18 protein-coding genes are annotated in these 21331 nt (G+C 40.2%); 4 read left to right on the top strand and 14 right to left on the bottom strand.

Going from position 1 to position 21331, the window contains the following annotated elements; translation table 11 throughout:
* Position 1 precedes the first annotated feature (1 nt).
* On the bottom strand, positions 2-1315 hold the full coding sequence (locus tag AWN68_RS06025; protein ID WP_068412751.1) for a UDP-glucose dehydrogenase family protein: 1314 nt from the start codon (positions 1313-1315) through the stop codon (positions 2-4).
* Positions 1316-1421: 106 nt separating this feature from the next.
* Complete coding sequence (gene galE / locus AWN68_RS06020; RefSeq protein ID WP_068412750.1) at positions 1422-2441, bottom strand: UDP-glucose 4-epimerase GalE; 1020 nt, start codon at positions 2439-2441, stop codon at positions 1422-1424.
* 73 nt (positions 2442-2514) lie between these two features.
* On the opposite strand from galE, the gene pheS reads away from it, so the two are divergent.
* Both pheS and AWN68_RS06010 read left to right on the top strand, forming a co-directional pair.
* Positions 2515-3534 (top strand): phenylalanine--tRNA ligase subunit alpha, encoded by a 1020-nt coding sequence (gene pheS / locus AWN68_RS06015; protein ID WP_068412748.1) that lies wholly within the window; start codon positions 2515-2517, stop codon positions 3532-3534.
* Positions 3531-4394, top strand: a complete 864-nt coding sequence (locus AWN68_RS06010; protein ID WP_317038918.1) for a 3-hydroxyacyl-CoA dehydrogenase NAD-binding domain-containing protein — start codon at positions 3531-3533, stop codon at positions 4392-4394. The genes pheS and AWN68_RS06010 overlap by 4 nt, the downstream gene beginning before the upstream one ends.
* Here AWN68_RS06010 and AWN68_RS06005 read toward each other — a convergent pair.
* The 8 genes from AWN68_RS06005 to aspS all read right to left on the bottom strand — a co-directional run bounded on the left by AWN68_RS06005 (position 4391) and on the right by aspS (position 14130).
* Entirely contained in the window at positions 4391-5356 is a 966-nt protein-coding gene (locus tag AWN68_RS06005) for an AAA family ATPase (RefSeq protein ID WP_068412747.1), read from the bottom strand. The two genes, AWN68_RS06010 and AWN68_RS06005, sit on opposite strands and share 4 nt — an antisense overlap.
* A gap of 5 nt (positions 5357-5361) precedes the next feature.
* A complete protein-coding gene (locus AWN68_RS06000; protein WP_068412746.1) occupies positions 5362-6723 on the bottom strand; it encodes a peptidylprolyl isomerase in 1362 nt (453 codons plus the stop codon).
* Positions 6680-7555, bottom strand: coding sequence for a peptidylprolyl isomerase (locus tag AWN68_RS05995; protein ID WP_068412743.1), 876 nt, complete (start codon positions 7553-7555; stop codon positions 6680-6682). The genes AWN68_RS06000 and AWN68_RS05995 overlap by 44 nt, the downstream gene beginning before the upstream one ends.
* Positions 7542-9458, bottom strand: coding sequence for a peptidylprolyl isomerase (locus tag AWN68_RS05990; protein WP_068412741.1), 1917 nt, complete (start codon positions 9456-9458; stop codon positions 7542-7544). Before AWN68_RS05990 ends, AWN68_RS05995 begins: the two co-directional genes overlap by 14 nt.
* 7 nt (positions 9459-9465) lie before the next feature.
* On the bottom strand, positions 9466-9885 hold the full coding sequence (locus tag AWN68_RS05985; RefSeq protein ID WP_084362776.1) for an ATP-binding protein: 420 nt from the start codon (positions 9883-9885) through the stop codon (positions 9466-9468).
* Positions 9875-10219, bottom strand: a complete 345-nt coding sequence (locus AWN68_RS05980) for an STAS domain-containing protein (RefSeq protein WP_068412737.1) — start codon at positions 10217-10219, stop codon at positions 9875-9877. Before AWN68_RS05980 ends, AWN68_RS05985 begins: the two co-directional genes overlap by 11 nt.
* 17 nt (positions 10220-10236) lie before the next feature.
* A complete protein-coding gene (locus tag AWN68_RS05975; RefSeq protein ID WP_172796039.1) occupies positions 10237-12279 on the bottom strand; it encodes a GAF domain-containing SpoIIE family protein phosphatase in 2043 nt (680 codons plus the stop codon).
* A 105-nt stretch (positions 12280-12384) separates the two neighbouring features.
* Positions 12385-14130 carry an aspartate--tRNA ligase gene (gene aspS / locus AWN68_RS05970; RefSeq protein WP_068412733.1) on the bottom strand — a complete coding sequence of 582 codons (1746 nt, stop codon included), beginning with the start codon at positions 14128-14130 and terminating at the stop codon, positions 12385-12387.
* A gap of 154 nt (positions 14131-14284) precedes the next feature.
* Between aspS and AWN68_RS05965 the strand changes: the two genes are divergently transcribed.
* Positions 14285-14734 carry a nucleoside deaminase gene (locus AWN68_RS05965; RefSeq protein ID WP_245657963.1) on the top strand — a complete coding sequence of 150 codons (450 nt, stop codon included), beginning with the start codon at positions 14285-14287 and terminating at the stop codon, positions 14732-14734.
* Between the two features lie 30 nt (positions 14735-14764).
* The gene (locus tag AWN68_RS05960; protein WP_068412724.1) at positions 14765-15370 is read left to right on the top strand and encodes a superoxide dismutase; all 606 of its coding nucleotides are present in this window, start codon (positions 14765-14767) and stop codon (positions 15368-15370) included.
* Positions 15371-15447: 77 nt separating this feature from the next.
* Here the strand turns inward: AWN68_RS05960 and AWN68_RS05955 are convergent, their stop codons facing one another.
* From AWN68_RS05955 to uvrB, 4 genes are all read right to left on the bottom strand, one after another.
* Entirely contained in the window at positions 15448-16683 is a 1236-nt protein-coding gene (locus tag AWN68_RS05955; RefSeq protein WP_068412722.1) for a cysteine desulfurase-like protein, read from the bottom strand.
* A 181-nt stretch (positions 16684-16864) separates the two neighbouring features.
* Positions 16865-18163, bottom strand: coding sequence for an ammonium transporter (locus tag AWN68_RS05950; RefSeq protein ID WP_068412720.1), 1299 nt, complete (start codon positions 18161-18163; stop codon positions 16865-16867).
* Between the two features lie 182 nt (positions 18164-18345).
* Positions 18346-19116, bottom strand: a complete 771-nt coding sequence (locus tag AWN68_RS05945; protein ID WP_068412718.1) for a hypothetical protein — start codon at positions 19114-19116, stop codon at positions 18346-18348.
* 93 nt (positions 19117-19209) lie between these two features.
* Positions 19210-21240, bottom strand: coding sequence for an excinuclease ABC subunit UvrB (gene uvrB / locus AWN68_RS05940; protein ID WP_068412716.1), 2031 nt, complete (start codon positions 21238-21240; stop codon positions 19210-19212).
* Positions 21241-21331: the final 91 nt, after the last annotated feature.

Here is a 21331-nt window from a genome sequence, read left to right as displayed (position 1 = left end):
ATTATATACCTATGCCGTAGTAATCGAAACCAAGACTTTTAACTTCTTCCTTGTCGTAAATATTTCTTCCATCAAAAATTACTTTTGATTTCATCAATCTTGCCACAACATCAAAGTTTGGAACTCTGAATTCCGGCCATTCCGTTACCAAAAGCAACGCATCTACATCGATAAGCGTGTCATATTCATCTTTTGCGTAAGTAACAGTGTCTTTCAGGTCGTGTTTAGCTTCCGCCATTGCAATTGGGTCATAAACTTTTATTTTGGCACCCATCTCCAATAATGCATTGATGATTACAATAGAAGGTGCTTCCCTCATATCATCAGTTTTAGGTTTAAAAGAAAGTCCCCATACTGCGAATGTTTTGCCAGTTAGGTCAGTTCCAAAGTGAGATTTAACCTTGGTTACCATTACAGATTTCTGACGTTCATTTACTTCTTCTACTGCCTTTAAAACGGACATGGTATAGCCATTATCTTCCGCTGTTTTAATTAGGGCTTTGACATCCTTAGGGAAGCAAGATCCTCCGTAACCTACACCTGGGTAAATAAACTTATTTCCAATTCGATTATCACTGCCTATACCTTTACGCACCATGTTTACATCGGCACCCATGATCTCACAGAGGTTAGCAATGTCGTTCATGAAGCTAATTTTTGTTGCAAGCATCGAGTTTGCTGCATACTTAGTCATTTCAGCCGATGGTACGTCCATGAAAATGGTAGGGTGTCCGTTAAGAAGAAAAGGCTTATAGAGCTTTTTCATCATTTCTTCAGCTTTTTCTGACTCTACACCCACAACGATTCGATCGGGCTTTAAGAAATCGGCAATAGCAGCACCTTCTTTTAAGAACTCGGGGTTGGAGGCAACATCAAAAGGGATATCTACTCCTCTTCTTTTTAAAGCATCTGCTACTTCTTTTTTTACTTTTTGAGCTGTTCCTACTGGTACAGTACTTTTGGTAACTACTACCATGTAGTTATTCATATTTTCACCAATTGACCTGGCTACGGCCAAAACATATTTTAAGTCTGCACTTCCGTCTTCACCTGGAGGAGTTCCTACTGCAATAAAAGCAGTTTCACAACCCTGAATGCTTTCGGCTAAATTTGTAGAGAAATGTAAACGACCTTTTTCATAATTCTTTTTTACCATGGTTTCCAAACCAGGCTCATATATAGGCATTATGCCTTCTTTAAGGCCGTCAATTTTCTTTTGATCAATATCAATACAAGCTACGTCAATACCTACTTCGGCAAAACATGTTCCTGTAACTAAACCTACATAACCAGTTCCTACTACTGCTATCTTCATTACTTATTATTTTTTGACAAAGGTTTGATAAATAAGGGTCCTATTAATTGAAATTAGATGAATGCATCGATTTCTCAGATGAGCGTTAACTTATATTAGATAAGTATCAAATATCTTTAGTTAATGTTTTTTGCCAATTCCAAGAGTCTTTTAGTGAATCCTTCAATGACTTTTCGGTCTGCCAACCAAGGGTCTCGGTAGACTTGGTGACATCAGCATAGATTTTTTCTATATCTCCATTTCTTCTTTCACCCACCTTGTAGTTTAACTTAACCCCAGAAACCTCCTCGAAAGTATTTACCATTTCCAAAACGGTGTTGCCTCTGCCTGTTCCAATATTGAAGATATCGAAAGATAAATTTGAATGGAGTGTTAAGTACTCTAAGCTTTTGACATGGGCTTTGGCCAAATCTACAACGTGAATGTAATCTCTAACGCAAGAGCCATCTTCAGTATCATAATTATCCCCAAATACGGTAAGCTCTTCTCTCCAGCCTGCCGCAGTTTGCGTAATAAATGGCACCAAATTATTTGGGATGCCTAAAGGTAATTCCCCAATCTCGGAGGATGGATGTGCCCCAACAGGATTAAAGTAACGCAAGGCAATGGCTCTAAATGATTTGTCTGAAATTGATATGTCTTCAATGATTTCTTCACAGACCTGTTTTGTGTTCCCGTATGGGGACTCTGCTGTTTTCTTAGGACTTTGCTCTGTTACAGGGAGTTGGTCAGGTTGTCCATAAACCGTACAGGATGAAGAGAATATTAGTTTTTCAACGCTTTCTTCCTTCATTAAACGAATAAGGGTCATTAGCGAGCCTACATTGTTTTCGTAATAGTCTAAAGGCTTTGCGACCGATTCTCCAACTGCTTTATATGCAGCGAAGTGTATTACGCCTGAAATCTCATTTGTTTTAAAAACTTGTCTAAAAGCTTCTTTGTTATTACAGTCAATTTGATAAAAAGTAAAGTCTTTACCCGTAATATTCTTAAGCCCATTTAAAACTGACATTCTAGAATTAGATAAATTATCGACTATAATAGGGTTATAACCCGCATTATGGAGCTCAACCACTGTATGTGAACCAATATAACCCGCACCACCTGTAACAAGGATATTCTGCATAAGCACAAATTTAGAAGCTTAGAGGGATTAATTAATATCAAACCCTATTTTTGTATCGAAATACTAACGCAATATGTCGAATTCGATCGAAGAAATTAAGAAAGAAGTAGAAGCCTCTGTGGTAAGCTCTGATGTTGAGCTTGAAGCTTTTAGGATGAGGTTCATAAGCCGTAAAAGCGTTATTGGAGAGCTTTTCGGTAACATGAAGACTGTGCCTGCTGAAGAAAGAAAAGCTTATGGTCAGGATGTAAATGCTTTGAAAAACTTGGCTGAAAATCGTTTTCAATTCCATATTGATAATTTGAAATCGGGCGCTAAAAAATCGGAAGATCACCCAGACCTTACTTTGCCACCTATTGAAAGTCAGTTTGGAACAATTCATCCTTTAACGGCTACACGCCAAAGGTTCATAGAGATATTTGAGAGAATTGGATTTAATGTTTCTTCGGGGCCAGAAATTGAAGATGACTGGCATAACTTCACTGCACTGAACTTTCCCGAAAATCACCCAGCGAGAGAAATGCAGGATACTTTCTTTTTAGAGAAGAATCCCGACATCGCTTTAAGAACACATACTTCATCAGTGCAGATCAGGGTGATGGAAAATGAAAAACCTCCAATCAGAACACTTTCTCCAGGAAGGGTATTCAGAAACGAGGCGATTTCAGCTAGGGCTCACTGTGTATTTCATCAAATGGAAGGCTTATACATTGACAAGGGCGTTTCGTTTGCCGACTTAAAGCAAACGCTTTATCATTTCGCTAAGGAGATGTATACCAAGGAGACTCAGGTGCGCTTTAGGCCATCATACTTCCCTTTCACAGAGCCTAGTGCCGAAATTGATATCTCTTGTCAGATATGCCATGGCGAGGGTTGTAACATTTGCAAATACAGTGGCTGGGTAGAAATCGGTGGTGCTGGAATGGTCGATCCAAATGTATTGGAGAGCTGTGGAATAGATCCTTCTGTATATTCGGGCTTTGCCTTTGGAATGGGTATCGAACGTATTACCATGCTACGGTATGGCATTAAAGATTTACGATTGTTTACAGAAAACGACATTCGCTTTTTAAAGCAATTCAATTCGCTATGATGAAATTACAAGACATTAAGAAAGTTGGAGTAGTAGGGGCTGGAACTATGGGGCAAGGAATTGCTCAGATTTCTGCTTTAGCTGGTTATAGCGTTGTGTTATACGACTTTCAAGCTACAGCTTTAAATCAGGCCAAACTAAATATTGAAAAGAACCTCGAGAAGGGAATTGAACGTGGTAAGGTAACCGTTCAGGAAAGGGATCAATCACTTTCCAATATCACTTTTAGCACCGATTTTGAGCAGCTTAGGGCAGACATCATTATTGAGGCAATAGTAGAAAGGCTTGATGTAAAGAAGGAGCTGTTTGGGAAATTGGAAAACCTGAATTCGGAGAAGACCATTTTGGCTTCAAATACATCATCAATTCCAATTACAAGAATTGCTAGAGACTTGAAGCACCCAGAACGCTTTGTAGGAATGCACTTTTTTAATCCTGCCCACATCATGAAATTGGTAGAGGTGATTTCTGGCGTGTCCACTTCAGATGATACTTCAAATACCGTTTTTGAACTGGCTAAGCAATTGGGGAAAGTGCCAGTTATGGCAAAAGATGCGCCCGGCTTTATTGTTAACCGAGTGGCACGTAATTTCTACGTTGAAGGATTAAAAGTACTGGAAGAGGGCGTCTCTGATGTTAAAGGGATTGATCGACTGGTAGAAGCTTCTGGTTTTAAAATGGGGCCTTTTAGGTTGATGGATTTAATTGGTGTAGACACTAATTTCTCAGTCACCACGTCAATGTTCAACGCATTTCATCAAGATCCAAAATTTAGACCTTCACGCATTCAAGAGCAAAAGGTAGATGCTGGTCATAATGGACGTAAATCTGGAAAGGGCTTTTACGATTACTCGGCTTAAAGTAATTCTTCAATCAATTTGTCGATGGTGATACCTTCGGCTTCTGCCTTAAAGTTTCTCACGATTCTATGACGTAGAATTGGTTTCGAAACGGCCTTTACATCTTCAATATCAGGTGAATATTTGTTGTTCAGTAAGGCATTGCATTTGGCAGCAATAATCAAATTCTGGGAGGCTCTTGGTCCTGCACCCCATTCCACGTACTCTTTTGTAATGGCTGGAGCTCTTTCTGATTCAACTCTAGTTTTGTGTACGAGGTTAACTGCGTATTCTATTACGTTATCAGCAACGGGCACCCTACGTACCAAGTGTTGGTAAGCCAGTACTTCTTCGGCACCGAGTATTTTATTAACCACTTTTTGTTCATCAGTAGTTGTACCTTTTACAATGTCTACTTCTGAAGCAAATGACGGGTATGTCAGTTGGATATTGAACAAAAAACGGTCTAGCTGAGCTTCTGGCAGAGGATAGGTTCCTTCCTGCTCAATTGGGTTTTGCGTAGCCAATACAAAGAATGGTTTCTGTAAAGGGATGGTTTGGCCAGCAACCGTAACCGCATACTCTTGCATGGCCTCTAACAAGGCAGCCTGTGTTTTAGGGGGAGTTCTGTTAATCTCATCTGCCAAAATGATGTTGGCAAAGATTGGGCCTTGAATAAATTTGAAATTTCTGTCCTTATCCAACGTTTCAGCACCCAAAATGTCTGAAGGCATTAAATCTGGAGTAAACTGAATCCTATTGAATTTCAGGTCTAAGGCAGAAGAAATTGTACTGATCAACAAAGTTTTAGCCAAGCCAGGAACTCCGACCAAGAGGCTGTGACCCTGGCAGAAAATTGAAGTCAAAAGTAGATTAACTACTTCATCTTGACCAATTATTATTTTTGAGATTTCCTTTTTAAGAATATTGAAATCCTCAAAAAACTTATTTGCAAGGGCTACTTCCGACTTTATTTCTTCCATTCCTATTAATTATTCGTTATTCCGCAACGATTGAACTCTGGGTCAACCATCACGTAAACCTCTTTCATTTTTTCTTTAATATACTCACTTCTTTTTTGAGCCTTTTTCATTCCTAAAGTAGCCGCTTTTAATTTTTCATAATCATCCGTCATATTGGCCTTGTGAGGCCCTATTTTAGATTTGTAATATATGATTTGAACCGCCTTTGAACCATCCGGCATGTCAATGATTTCAGGCTTGGAGATATCTCCCTCTTTCATTTCATCAATGATAAAAAACATGGTCGGATCTAAGGCATCTGATGGGATTCTGTTTGTTCCAAACTGACCGCTCAAAAAGCCACCATTTACCTTTGTACCTTCATCATCGGAATATTGTTTCGCTGTAGCGGCAAAAGTTATACTGTCGGATAAAATAAGGGTTCTAAGGCTGTCCAATAGATCAGAAGTTTTTTGAATGTCTTGCTGTGTAGGCTTAGGGGTAATAAGGATGTGGCGTGAATTGAATTCATTTCCTCGTTTTTCTATCAACTGAATAAGGTGTATTCCGAATGATGAAACTATTGGCATTGAGATTTCTCCTGGTTTTAATGCTAATGCACCAGCCTCATAGGAAGGATCAAATTGCCCTCTTTTTGCCATGCCTAAATTTCCTCCGTCTGGGCCAGATGGTCCTTGAGAATTTTCAATAGCCAAAACCTCAAAATTCTCTCCTTTCATGGCCCTTTCTCTGATTTTCATCAGCTGATCTTTTACCTTCTGTACTTCAGCTTCGTTTGGCACAGGCTTTTTAATAATGGTACCTATTTCAAATTCAGTATTGAAAAGTGGCAAGCTGTCTTTTGGGATATTATTGAAAAACTTTCGAATTTCGGCAGGAGTTACGGTTACCGAACTCAAGATGTTTTCTTCTTGTGCTCCTATTTTTAACTGCTCTTCAATATTAGGTCTTAACTCTTCCATCAATTGATCGATAGATTTTCCATAGGCTTCTTGAATAGCACGTTCTGAACCCACTTGTGCAATAATATTTTGCATTCTCATTTGGAGTTCATAATCCACTCTTCCGGCATCGACATCCACTGAATCTAATTCAGACATGGCCAGCATAAGTTTGGTTTCGATGATTTGTTCTAAAATATAACAACGGGCATCACCTGTAAAATTTGCCGCTTCACCGCTGGATAAAAAGCCGGCATAGGCCTGTTCAATTTCACTTTTAAGAATAATGTGATTGTCAACTTTGGCCACAATCTTATCGACTATTTCTTGCCCAAAAGTTAAGTTGAGTGAAAGTACTGTAAACAGTATTGCCGTCAATCCTCTATTTATATATCTCGTAGTCCTCATTTCTTTTTGCTCTTTCATAAACTTTATTCTCCAGACTCTTGGCAATCTCTACCTTACGCTTGTTAATTATAATATTTTTAATGTCTTCCTTAACATACTCCAATGGAGAAACCTGCTCGGACAGCTTAAATTCATGAATTCTGAAAAGGTAAAGATATAGAGAATCTGATTCTTCAACATATCGGTTTCTTCTGAGAAACTGAATCTTATTTTCAATGGTGGAAAAGGGTGAGTTTTTGATGAGATCATCAAAGTTAATCCATGTAGAATCTTGCAAAGAGAAATCACTTGCAAACTGAAACCCGTAGGATTTAAGTGACTCTAAGTCTTCTGGTCTGTCAGACTTCATCCACCTTCTTACATCTGCCTTTTTTTGTGCCGCTTGCAAGATTTTTAAATACCGGCCTCTTAAAATATTCTGTCTAAGCTGAAAATTCTCAATATTATCACCGTAGTATTGCCTTATTTCTTCTTCGCTAACTTCTCTACTGAGCTGTTGCTCCACCATTAATTTCTGGTATTCATAAGAAATGAGTGTGTAGCGATAGGCCTCTACTTTTCTTTGAATTTCTGTCTGATCAATTTTGCTGTTGCTACTTGCTTCTCTAACAAACAGTTCTTTTTTAATCCAATTGTCAATAAAACGTTCGGTTATTCTTGCGCTATCTTCAGAAGATATACTTGCGTCCGTTAAGTCACTAATGTCGGTTTTGTATAAAAAGGTATTTCCGACCCTGGCCACAAGGTTTTCTGTATTATCTACATTGCCTTCTGACTCCATACCAAGGAACTCGCAAGAGCTAGCAGCGAGTAAAGTGATTAGCAATATGTAGTATTTACCTTTTTTCATCAGAAGCGATTTGCTTCAATACTTTAGTATCAATCTCAATTTTATTGGCCTTTCTTAAAGATTTGATCCAATCTTTTTCCAACCAATCCTGATAATCTGCCATGACAAGGCCTTTTATCTCCTCTAAACGATATATACCCTTAGGGATTATCTCTTCAATGGCGTAAACTCGCTTTTCAGTGGGTTGACTAAAAAGAGCCTGTTCTTTCCAGTTTTGTGCGAAATTAGGCAAATCCTCTCGTTGATATGTTCTTTTAGCAATTTTTAACGCACTAAATACTTGAGGATCAAGCTGAGCCTTTAACGCATTCTCAAAGGACATATTCTTGTCCCATTTAAAAGTGCTTAGCACCTTATCGAGGTTTTCAGAATTGGCAGATTCAATTACCCATACGGAGGCTCTTTCTGGGGCTGCATAGTTCTTTTTGTTCGTATTGAAAAAAGTATTGAGGCCAATACTGTCTTCCACGGCTTTATTCCAGACCTCTTTTTCCATAACTTCGAAAAGCATTAACCCTTCCTTGTACTCATTCAGTAAAAACCCGTATTCTGGATATTTTTGTGGTGCAAGGCTGTCTTCATGCAGAATGATTTGTTCTCGTTCAAAAAGCTTATATCGATTCCATACTGAGGTCAAGGTAATCTGATTAGCGTTTCCTAATGAATTAAAAAAGTCGGAGTAGGGCACTTCTTTCTCCCCAATTTTGAAAATGGTTTGGGTAGATAAATTAGCTAAATCTATATTCGGCAAACCCACTGCTGCAATTTGAGCAATGGTATTCTGAAGTCTAGGTAAATCCTGTTCAAAGCCGTTTTCATGCTTTAGTTTATTGACTAGCATCTCTTGCGATAATTGATTTCTACCCGAACGCCTTATGTTCTCAGAAATCTTTGGTCTCAATTCTTCTAATGAGGGCATTTGTTCTACTGCATCGAGACGGATAATGTGCCAGCCGTACGAGGCTTCTAAAGGAGGGGCTATATCACCTAGGGTTTCTATACTATAGGCTGCCTTCATGAACTCATCTGGAAGTTCTCCTGTGCCTACAAAAGGAAGAGACCCACCATTGAGTTGGGTTTGACTATCGTCCGTATATTGTTTGCAGAGGGCCTTCCAGTCACCACCATTTTGAATGGAATCGTAAATGGTTTGGATCAACTGGTTTCCGCTTTCTCTTGAACGCCCATTTTTAGTCAAGAAAATATGAGATGTTTTCACTCGGCCTTTGGCTGGTCTTTTATCATTTGTTTTAATAATATGATAGCCGAATTGCGAACGGATGATTTTGGAAATTCCACCAACAGGAGTTTCGTAAGCACCATTTTCAAAGGGGTAAACCATGGCCATGGCAGTAAACCAACCTAGGCTTCCACCATCTTTAGCCGATCCATCTTGTGAGTTGTTTTTAGCCAAAAGGGCAAAATCAACTCCGCTTACAGCTAAGATTCTTAGGCTGTCGGTTTTTTGATAGGCCGCGAGCGTATCCATTGGGTTGGAATCATTGGCTATGCGGATCAGAATATGTGAAGCATTCACTTCATACTTCAGTCGATCGTAGACTTCTAAAATAAGGCTCTCTTCTGATACAGGGTTTTGGAAATAAGGTTTTTGAATTTGAGCGATGTATCCGCTGTACTCGTCTTTAAAAGTTTGAGAAGCATCAATTCCAGCTTTTTCGGCAGCCAATACCTTGAGTTTGAAATCGATGTATTGGGTTAAATATTTTTGAAGCGAATCGTAAACGATTGGCGTATTTTCCTTTTGGTTTTTTTGGAAAGCATAGAGAAATTCAGCTTTGGAAATAGGGACTCCATTAATCTGAGCTACATTAGCCTTGTCCTGGAAAGCTAATGCTGGAGCAATAGTATATAAACCGAAAATCAATAATACTAAGAAACGCATGGTATGGCTACTTTTGGAAAGTCACTCTTTTGAATAAGCGCAAAGTGTTTTGATTCGGGCTTGAATCAAACTCTATTTTGTCCATGATTTTCTTCACCAACATAATACCCACGCCTCCTTTTTGTTTGGTTCGAATTAAATCACCTAAAATTGGCTCGTTGTATTTTATAATGTCAAAAGCGGCTCCTTTGTCAATAATGTCGAACCAAACACCTTCTTTATTAAAGCTGATAGAAATTTTCACGTAATCTTCAAGGTCCGAACATTGGCCATGGATAATAATATTTGCACATACCTCATCCACCGCCAATACCATCATATTGGTTTCAATATCAGGGACTGAATGCTCGTGTAACACTTCGGTTACGAACTTGCGCATCAACCTGAGTTTATTTTTGCTGTAGGGTATGTTAAAACTATAAGCCATTTATCTCTGCTAAAGCTTCTTCCTTTGTATCTTTAAGTATAAGCAATTGGTCTAGGCCGAGGATGCCAAAAACTTTGAGCACTTTTTCGGATAGGCCATAGATAATAAAGGTGATGTTGGTTTGATTTATTTCTTCGATGTAGGACATGAATACACCCAATCCAGCGGAAGAAATATAGTTAAGGTTAGTACAATCTATTATAATGTTACTGTGGCTTTCGTCAAAAGCCGATCGGAGCCCTTTGTCCAACTTGATGGAAGAACTGGCATCTGCATCTCCTGTTACGGCAATGGAGATGTAATTGTTTTCGTTGGTCTGTACAATCTCTAACATAAGCTTTTATACGTTCTTTATTTGAACTTGATCACCACCATAGTGTAGTCATCATTTAAATTTTTATCCTCACAAAACTCAAAGAGTTTTTTAATAAATGTCTTTTGAATTGAAACGGCATCGAACTGTGCGTTGTCCGTCAATATCTTTTTCATTCTGTCATAACCAAATTCCTCGCCAGAATGGTTAGAGGCTTCTGAAATGCCATCGGTATACAGTACTATGACGTCATCTTTCTGGAAAGTCATTTTATTGACGAACACATAGTTTTTGAAGCTGTCGTTACGTAGAATTCCCAATCCTAAACCCTTATTTTCAAGAAATTCGGCACTCGAGTTTTGACTGGAGTAGTAAAGAGTAGGGCAGTGGCCTGCTCTTGAATATTCAACCGATTTACGCTCGGTATCGATGACAAAGTAAGAAAGGGTAATGAATGAAGTTTTCTCTAAACAGCCACTCAAAGCCTTATTGGCTTTGACCAAAAATTCGTCAGGGGCAAGGTCTAACTGGACCAAGCTCTGAAAAATGCCCTTCATTTGCGACATGTGGAAAGCTGCCGAGGTACCTTTTCCTGAAACATCTCCAATGACCACCGCAAACTTATGCTCGCTCAGTTTGAAGGTGTCATAATAGTCACCTCCCACTTCATCTGGTGCTTGGGTAAAGGCATGAATCTGAAAAGAATCATCGTGATCGAGGTTTACAGGTAAAAGTGCACGCTGTACCTTTTTGGCAATGTTGAGCTCCTTTTTGTATCGTTCGTTTTCTAAGGCTTCGCCCAAAAGGCGGAAGTTTTCAATGGAAATACTGGCCTGGCTGGCAAAAGTATTGATGATGTTAATCATCTCTTTGTTAAAGCCATCACTGAGTTCATTGAGCAAGTACATGTGACCCGCTACTTTTTCTTGAATGATCAAGGGAACAATAAGTACGGATCTGAAATTGGATTTCTTAAATAAGATAAGCGTTTGGTCTTGCTCTGTGGCTTTTGAAAGCGGGTTTTTTAGCACATATTTTTGCTTGCTCACCTTTATTTGCTCTACTACCTCAAGCCGGTTTGTAGGGCTAAGGTTTTTTCTTCTGATTTCTGATTCTTCTGCACCTTGTTTGTTGCGCTCAATTTCTAGCCAACCAGCATCAGCATATACAGCGCTCATGGAGCTGGTTAACAGAATGTCGAAAATCTGATTTTCATTTTCTCCTTGTTGAATGGATTGGCTCAGGCGCTGGAAGTTGATTGCCTCTTCCATTTTTTTCTCGAAAACAGAGGAGGTTGGAAGGTTAAAGAGGATCACCAAAAGTGAGAAAATGCTATAGAAAAGTAAGAAGACAAACAGCGAAACAATAAAGAGATTGTCTATGGATTTTAAGGTATCCATTGTTTCTTCTCCTGGAACATAAATAGAGGTAAAGAAATAACCAAGGTAAATGGTGATGAGTAGAATGAGCAAAATACTTTTCCACTTTTGCTTAAAGTTGAGAAAAGCCACCCACTTTAAATTGGCTGATAGGATTAACGCCATTAGGGTAATTACACCGAAAAGAACTTTAAATAAATCACTGGTTTGTAGTTCCGTGCCTGTGAGATTGAAAAATATAGAAAGCAATATCACGCCTTCAAAAACATTCCACCAGATGACCAGTCTTTTAGATTTTTGGTACAGAATGAGCTTTTTCCACACCGTAAAAGTAGAAATGAGGAATACGGAAATTAATCCGAAGCGGATACTATACAACACCTCCTCTAAAAATGGATTATTGGCCAGTGCCGAATCAGCAATGGAGTTGTTGAACAGGCCAAGGGCAAGTGAAACTAATGTAGCAATAAGGCCAATGGCAAATACTCGCCAGAGATAATCGATGAAGTCTGTACTTTCTACTTTTGTAATTCTAAGGCGGTAAAACAATACCACAAAGACAAAAAAGAAGTCCATTATAAGGACAGAGACAGTTGGAGAAATACCTAAATCCACATCGCTCCTTACCGCTAAAACCTGCAAAACATCCAACAGCGTCATAATTAGCCAGAGTAGCGTGGATATCGCTAGGCTAATACGCATGTAGAATTTTTTTGTAAGCTTTGTTTTCATCAGTTTTTAGACGCGCCCGAATTTACGAATTTAACGCTACGGCCAAATCTTAAAACTAAGTTTTAAGTAAACGGCTTATCTCAAATTTATCCCTAACTCTTTGAGTTGTGTTTCATCAATGGTAGATGGTGAGTCGATCATTACATCACGGCCCGAAGTGTTTTTAGGGAAAGCAATGTAATCTCTGATACTGTCTGAACCACCAAACATGGCGCAAAGTCTATCGAAACCGAAGGCAATTCCACCGTGCGGAGGCGCACCATACTCAAATGCATCCATTAAAAAGCCGAACTGGGCTTTGGCTTCGTCCTCTGTAAAGCCTAAGTGTTTAAACATCAATTGCTGCGTAGCGCGGTCGTGAATTCTGATAGAACCACCGCCAATTTCAACACCATTGATGACCAAATCGTAAGCATTGGCCCTTACTTTTCCTGGGTCGGTATCGAGCAGAGCCATGTCTTCCGCCTTTGGCGAAGTGAACGGGTGGTGCATGGCATGGAAACGCTTAGTTTCTTCATCCCATTCCAATAGCGGGAAGTCGATTACCCAAAGTGGTTGGAAAGTGTTTTTATCGCGTAAGCCTAATTCTTTACCCATGTGCAAACGTAATTCGCTCATTTGCTTGCGGGTTTCGTTGGTGGTTCCGCTAAGTACCAAAATTAAGTCGCCAGCTTTTGCGTCCGCTTTGTCTGCCCAAGCTTTTAAGTCTTCTTGAGAATAGAATTTATCTACTGAAGATTTGAAAGTGCCATCGGTATTGCACTTTACATACACCAAACCTTTGGCGCCAATTTGTGGTCTTTTCACGTAATCAGTAAGGGCATCTAATTGCTTACGGGTGTATTCGGCACAACCTTCTGCACAAATTCCAAGTACCAATTCGGCCTGATCGAAAATGCTAAAGCCTTTGTTTTGTGCCAGCTCATTCAGTTCAACAAACTCCATCCCAAAACGAATGTCGGGTTTGTCGTTTCCGTATTTGCGCATGGCATCGGCATAAGTCATGTGAGGGAAGTCGCCCAATTCTACACCTCTTACGGCAGAGAACATATGGCGGGTCATGCCTTCAAAAGTATTCAGAATGTCTTCTTGATTTACGAAAGACATTTCGCAGTCTATTTGAGTAAACTCAGGTTGACGATCGGCCCTAAGGTCTTCATCTCTAAAACATTTTACGATTTGGAAATACCTGTCGAAACCAGAAACCATCAGTAATTGCTTAAAGGTTTGTGGCGATTGTGGCAGCGCATAAAACTCACCTTGGTTCATCCTAGAAGGCACCACAAAGTCACGAGCTCCTTCTGGCGTAGACTTGATCAAAACAGGCGTTTCAACCTCAATAAAGTCTTGTTCGGTTAAGTAATTACGAACGGCCATGGCCAATTTAGAGCGCAATTGCAGCTTGCTGCGCACCGCGTTTCTACGTAAATCCAAGTAGCGGTATTTCATTCTGAGCTCTTCACCGCCATCGGTGTCGTCTTCAATAATGAATGGAGGTACTTTTGAGCCATTCAAAATCTCTAAGCTTTCTACCTTAATTTCGATGCCTCCTGTAGGGATATTATCGTTTTTTGAATAGCGTTCTACCACGGTTCCTGTTGCTTTCACAACAAATTCACGCCCGAGTTTTCTGGCCGTTTCCAACACTTCAGCAGGGGTACTTCCTTCTTCAAAAGAAAGCTGAGTAATACCGTAACGGTCTCTTAAGTCGGTCCACATGAGGCCGCCTTTATCGCGCGACCGCTGTACCCAACCACAAAGTGTAACTTGCTCGTTGCTATTGCTTTCTCTTAATTCGCCACAGGTATGCGTTCTTAACATGGTATGCTTTCGTAAAATTGAGCCGCAAATTTAGTAATTGTTTTAGCAAATGGGGCTAATATTAGGCTTCAATCGAAAGAGACTTTTAATCTTTACTTATTCTGAAAAGATTTTCGCTTTCAATAGCCCCTTGGGTAAATAAAACGTTTGAACTTTGGAACTATCAGTACATAAAGACGAGTTTTTCATGGGTGAGGCTTTAAAGCAAGCCCAAATGGCTTTCGACAGGGGAGAAGTTCCTGTTGGAGCGGTGGTAGTCGCTGAAAAACGAATTATTGCCCGAGCGTATAATCAAACGGAGCAATTGAATGATGTTACTGCCCATGCAGAAATGCTGGCTTTGACTTCGGCCTTTAATTATTTGGGGGCAAAATACTTGAAAGAGTGCACTTTGTATGTTACGTTAGAGCCTTGCGTCATGTGTGCCGGAGCTCAATATTGGGCGCAACTCGGCAAATTGGTGTACGGAGCCAGGGATATTCGAAGAGGATACAGCATTCATGAGAGAAACTTGCTACATCCTAAAACAGAAGTGGTAGGAGGCTTGTTAGAAGTAGAGAGTGAAGCGCTTATGAAATCGTTTTTCTCTAAATTGAGACCATAAATTTTTGTTCAACTATAATCATAAATAAACATGGCATTTAAACTTCCAGATTTACCATATGCATTTGACGCGCTTGAGCCGCACGTGGATGCAAGAACGATGGAAATCCATCACGATAAACATCATGCAGGTTATACCAACAACCTGAACGCAGCAATTGAAGGTACTGAAATGGCGGGCAAAAGTATTGAAGAGCTTTTGGCCAACCATACTGACAATGCAGCAGTAAGAAATAACGGTGGTGGTTACTATAACCACGATCTTTTTTGGACAGTAATGTCTCCAAACGGTGGAGGTAAGCCTTCTGGCGATTTAGCCGCAGCTATCGATTCAGCTTTTGGTTCTTTCGATGGCTTTAAAGATACTTTCTCAAAAGCAGCAGCGACAAGATTTGGTTCTGGTTGGGCATGGCTTTGCGTTCACTCTGGTGGTAAAGTAGAGGTTTGCTCTTCTCCTAACCAAGACAATCCAATGATGCCAAATGTAGGCTGTGGCGGAAAGCCAATTTTGGGTCTTGATGTTTGGGAACACGCTTATTATTTGCACTACCAAAACAGAAGACCTGATTATATTAGCGCTTTCTTTAACGTAATTAACTGGGACGAAGTAACCAGAAGATACAACGAAGGGAAGTAAGATTCTAAAATCTTGATGAGTTCAAAACCACCTCTGCAAAGGGGTGGTTTTTTTGTTTTGTAGTGGCAAAACAAATACTATAAAACCTTCTCCAAAACCCCAATCAACCTATCCACTTCTTCCAGTGTATTGTAATGCACAAAACTTACGCGTACTGGGCCGCCCTTGGCTTCTAAGTTGAGGGATTGCACTAATTTTTTGGCATAAAAATCACCGAATCGAATACCAATGCGGTGTGGGTCAACTTGCTTTACGATGGCTTCGCTTTTTAAACTGTCATGATGAAAAGCAATGGTGGAGACTCTTCTTTTCTGATCCCCATTTTGCACGCCAAGAATGGTAACCGAGTCTTTAGTTTTTAGGAAATCCATAAAGCGATTGGCCAGCGCTTCTTCATGGGCAGCAAACAAATCGAAGCTTTTCTGAAATTTTATCTGGTCATCCGCTTTGGTGTCATTTGGATAATGATGGTCGTGAACGCTTCTCAAATATTCCGTCAGTCCAGCCATGCTGTAGGTCAGTTCAAAATTCTTATTGCCGGGTTGAAGTTTATAGGGCACTTCCTTAATAAAGTGGTGGTTAATGCCTGCCATGGCTTCAAGAACGTCCAGCTTTCCATACATGAGCGCGCAATGTGGGCCATACACTTTATAGCAACTGAACACATAGAAATCTACATCCAAAGCCTGCACATCCACCAAGCGGTGAGGAGCAAGGGCAACGCCATCGACACAGAATAGCGCACCAGCTTGATGTACCACTTTGGCCACTTCGGCAATTGGGTTGATGGTGCCCAAAATATTGGAAGCATGCACCATGGTTACCAGTTTCGTTTTAACTGAAAGCAGCTGCTTTAAATCTTCGATTTCTAATTCAAGGCTTTCAGGATTTACCTCCCAAATTTTCACCACAATGCCTTTTTCTTGTAGGTCTGTCCAAGGCGAACAATTAGATTCATGTTCAGAGTTGGTGGTGATTACCTCGTCTCCGGCTTTCCATACTTTTGAAAGCGTAAGACTCAAAAGTCTAAACATCATGGTGGAGGAAGGCCCCATCACAATTTCTTTTGGGTCTTTGGCATTCACGAGTTTGGCCATTTCTGCCGTCCCAAAATCAACTTTTTCTTTTGCTATACGCGAAATTTCATAGGAAGCTCCGTGCTGTACATCGTAATTCAGCAGGTATTCCGAAATTTTATCGACTACAGGTTTTAAGGTTTGAGAACCACCGGCATTGTCCATATAGACAAAGCCACTGCTAAGCGCAGGGAAGTAACTTCTAACAAAATCGATATCGAGTTGAGGGTTGTTCATAGATTGGGAATTAGACGGATAATATAAGAAAGGGTAGCGACCCCTGCTACCCATAGTTTTTAAATGGTGAGCCCATTGAATAAAAACAAAAATGGGATGCTTTTGGCACCCCTTTTTCTTGCAAACAAAAATTGTAACCTAATCTATATACTCGTTGACGATCGATTCAATTTTGATTTTTTTAACCTAGAGTTTCTCCGTGCTGACTTAAGTCTAAACCCCTTTCTTCATCTTCAATACTTACTCTCATGGGGATAATCAGGTTGGTTAACTTAAACAGCACATAAGACATTCCGAAGGTAAATGTGCCTACCATAAAAATGGTGGCTATATGGCGAAAGAAAGTTGTGGTTTCTCCATAGATAAGGCCTACATCCTTTGCGAAAACCGCGGTAAGAATCATGCCTACAATTCCGCCCACTCCGTGGCATGGAAAGACATCTAATGTATCGTCAATTCCAGTTTTGTTTTTGTAGTAAACTACAATATTGGATATAATCGCCCCAGCCACACCAATGAAAACACTTTGGCCAACGGTGACAAAACCTGCGGCAGGGGTAATAGCAACTAAGCCTACAACTGCTCCAATGGAAGCCCCCATTCCTGAAATTTTACGTCCCATTAACGCATCGTAGAATACCCAAGCTAACATAGCGGCTGCAGAAGCGACAGTGGTTGTGGCAAAGGCCATGGCGGCACTGGCATTGGCACCTAAAGCAGAGCCAGCATTAAAGCCAAACCAACCAAACCAGAGGAGGCCTGTACCAAGTAAGACATAAGGTACGTTGGCGGGTTGGTGCTCTGAAGTTCCATGGTCCTTTCTTTTGCCTAGAATGATGGCCGCGGCTATTGCAGCAAAACCAGCAGACATATGAACAACTGTTCCTCCAGCAAAATCGAGAACGCCCCACTTCCTTAAGAAGCCGTCAGGGTGCCAGGTCATATGCGCTAGAGGAGCATATATAAATACGCTGAAAAGAATGATGAAAAGTAAAAAGCTAGAGAACCTCACTCTTTCGGCAAAAGACCCGGTGATTAAGGCTGGGGTGATGATGGCGAATTTCATTTGAAATAAGGCGAATAAGATAAATGGAATGGTAGGAGCCAAATCTACTTGAGTGGCACCGCCTACCCCTTTGAAAAAGGCAAACGTAGTAGGGTTGCCAAAAATACCTCCAATACTGTCGCCAAAAGCGAGGCTAAAGCCAAAAACCACCCAAACCAGCGTAATTACTCCCATGCAGATAAAGCTTTGAAGCATAGTAGAAATCACATTCTTTTTGTTCACCATTCCCCCATAAAAAAAGGAAAGTCCTGGGGTCATAAGTAATACCAATCCAGTTGCGGCAAGCATCCAGGCGGTATCGGCTCCATTGATATTTGCATCGATAATAACCTCTCCGTTATCTACATCGAACATGCTAATGATTGCTACCAGTATTAAGATGGTAAATCCTGGGATCCACTGTTTTCTAATCATTCTCTTTAATTACAGGTTTAAAAATGAACCTCTTTTTAGTAAATTCATGTAAAGAAAGAAAAAATAGGTTTAGAAAAAACCCTAAAATCAGAAAAGATTTGTATTGATTTAAATTCATGGTAAATAAAAAAGGGGTGATCGCTATGATCACCCCTTTCTCTCAAACAAAAATTCAAAACCTATTAATGTAATTTCTTAGCGATCAACTCGATTTTCGGCTTTGCGTCTTCTCTACCTAATTCAAGTGCTTTTTGATAGTTTTCTAAAGCCTGTTTGTAGGTGGTTTTTTTCTTGCTAGGGGCCAGTTTTGTTCTCTGTGCGGCTAGTGCATACGCTTCGCCTCTGGTGAAATAGGAGTCTGCCTCACTAATTTTGAATGCCGATTTCATTGCTGAAATTTGCTGATCCAAAAGTTCTAGTTCCATTGTTTTCGCTTCAATCATTTCATCTTGATTCAAAATCGTTTCTGATTGAATGTTATTCAATGCCACCAACTTTTGATTGTTATTGGTTTCAGTATCTAATCGAGCTTCTAATAACGCGATGTCATTCTTTTGCAACTCAAAATCAGCCTTCAATTTCTTTAAGCTATTCGCATAAGTGTTTTGTGCGGTTGTCGAGTTTTTTAATGACTTTTCTAAACTCGAAATCTGAAGAGAGGTTTGCGCTATATAAGATTTCAATTCAGTTAAATGAGCAATGAAATCCTCTTGAGAGTCGCTGTTCTCTAAAGTTACTCTGAGCATTTTTCTGCCTAAATCAATTGAATCCAATAAGGTCATGGCTTGCATTAATGTTGCCGATGCCTTTTGATTGCTTTTTAGTTCTGATGAAAGACTATCTAATTTGGCAACCAAACTTGAGTTTTCACTCATCAATACTTCTTTCTCTTTTTCATTAGAGCAACTGAACAATGTCAAGATGAATACTCCAATGATAATTTGCTGTTTCATGTTTTATTTTCTGTGTTTGAGCCATTTGACGCAGCTTTTAGAAAAGGTCACAGCAGAAGGACGGAAATATTTTTGGAGACAGAGAAAGGGCAGTTAATGTGATTGTTTTTTTCTTAATAACTCCTTCAATTCAGCTAGTTCATCACGCAGTCTGGCCGCTTCGATAAAGTCGAGGTCTTTGGCGGCTTTCTCCATCGACTTTTGGGTTTTGAGGATCATTTTTTCCATCCCTTCTTTGCTCATATAAGCCACAACAGGATCTGCGGCTATAGAAATACTTTCGTTTTCCGAATAGTAGTTCTTTTTCTGCTTTCTGGAATCGGCCACCGAAGTTTGATTTCTAATGTCCTCTTTCGATTTGTGGATGGTCGTTGGCGTAATGCCGTTCTCTTCATTGTAGGCTTGCTGTATGGCTCTTCTTCTTCGGGTTTCGTCAATGGCACGCTGCATAGAAACCGTGGTTCGGTCTGCATACATGATCACCATGCCATTTTGGTTTCGGGCGGCACGGCCAATGGTTTGTACCAAGGAGCGTTCATTTCGTAGAAAACCTTCCTTGTCCGCATCTAAAATTGCGACCAATGAAACTTCTGGTAAATCAAGCCCTTCCCTTAGTAAGTTTACGCCTACCAACACATCGAAAACACCGAGCCTTAGGTCACGCAGAATTTCAACCCTGTCTAGGGTGGTCACTTCTGAGTGGATATAGCGGACTTTTACATTGGCCCTTTCCAAATATTTAGAAAGCTCTTCGGCCATTCTCTTGGTTAAAGTGGTAATGAGTACGCGCTCATTTTTCTTCACACGAATGTCAATTTCTTCTAGAATATCATCGATTTGGTTAGGGCTTGGTCGTACCTCAATAATTGGGTCTAATAAACCTGTTGGTCTAATAACCTGTTCTACTACTTCGCCTTGAGTGAGGTTGAGCTCATAATCGGCTGGCGTAGCACTGACGTAAACTGTTTGCTTGGCCAAACCTTCGAATTCGTCAAATTTTAGTGGGCGGTTATCCATGGCTGATGGCAATCTGAAACCATACTCCACTAAGTTTTCTTTTCTAGATCTATCGCCACCCCACATCGCACGCACCTGTGGTAGCGTTACGTGACTTTCGTCAATGACCATCAAGAAATCTTCTGGAAAATAATCGAGCAAACAGAAAGGTCTTTGGCCTCTTTCTCGTCTGTCGAAATAGCGGGAATAGTTTTCTACACCAGAACAATAGCCCAATTCGCGCATCATTTCTAGGTCGAATTCAGTGCGTTCTTTCAGCCTTTTGGCTTCTAAGAATTTGCCATCGTCTTCAAACTGGTGGAGACGTTCCACCAAATCATCTTGAATTTCAAGAATGGCCTGATTCAATACATCCTTGCCCGTAACAAAAAGGTTAGCAGGGAAAATGGTGATAATTTTTTCGTCCGATATCTTCATTCCTGACATCGGGTCAATCATTTGAATGGCTTCAATTTCATCGCCCCAGAAGTAAATTCGAAAAGCGAAATCGCCATAAGCAATGAAGATATCTACCGTGTCGCCTTTTACGCGGAATGTGCCCCGCTTGAACTCCGCTTCTGTTCTGCTGTAAAGAATATCTACAAAAGCAAAAAGGAGTTTATTGCGCGAAATACTGTCACCGACTTGGAGTGTAATTACATTTTTACCAAACTCTTCTGGGTTTCCAATACCGTAAATGCAGGAAACTGAAGCCACCACAATCACATCTCTTCGGCCTGTAAGTAAGGCGGAGGTAGCACTCAATCTTAGCTTTTCAATTTCTTCATTAATAGAAAGGTCTTTTTCTATAAAAAGGTTGCTGCCTGGAATAAAGGCTTCTGGTTGGTAATAATCATAGTAAGAAATGAAATACTCTACCGCATTGTCTGGAAAGAATTGCTTGAATTCTCCGTAAAGTTGGGCGGCCAAAGTTTTGTTATGGCTTAAGATTAAAGTAGGCTTTTGTACTTCCTGAATAAGGTTGGCTACAGTAAAGGTTTTACCTGAACCTGTAACCCCCAAGAGCACTTGGCTGGCCTCTCCTGCATTGACACCTTCGGTTAAGGCCTTGATGGCAGTAGGTTGGTCACCGGTAGGTACAAAGTCAGAAGTAAGCTTGAAATCCATAGAGTAAAACTAAGGGAAAGTGTGAGCAAGAAAAACCTCTGGTGACTGTTTTTAGTTCAGAAGTTTTTGGAGGAATTTAAGTCTATGAGAA

It is taken from the genome of Roseivirga echinicomitans (assembly GCF_001592935.1).
GTDB lineage: Bacteria > Bacteroidota > Bacteroidia > Cytophagales > Cyclobacteriaceae > Roseivirga > Roseivirga echinicomitans.
This window is presented reverse-complemented; position numbering and strand designations above follow the sequence as displayed.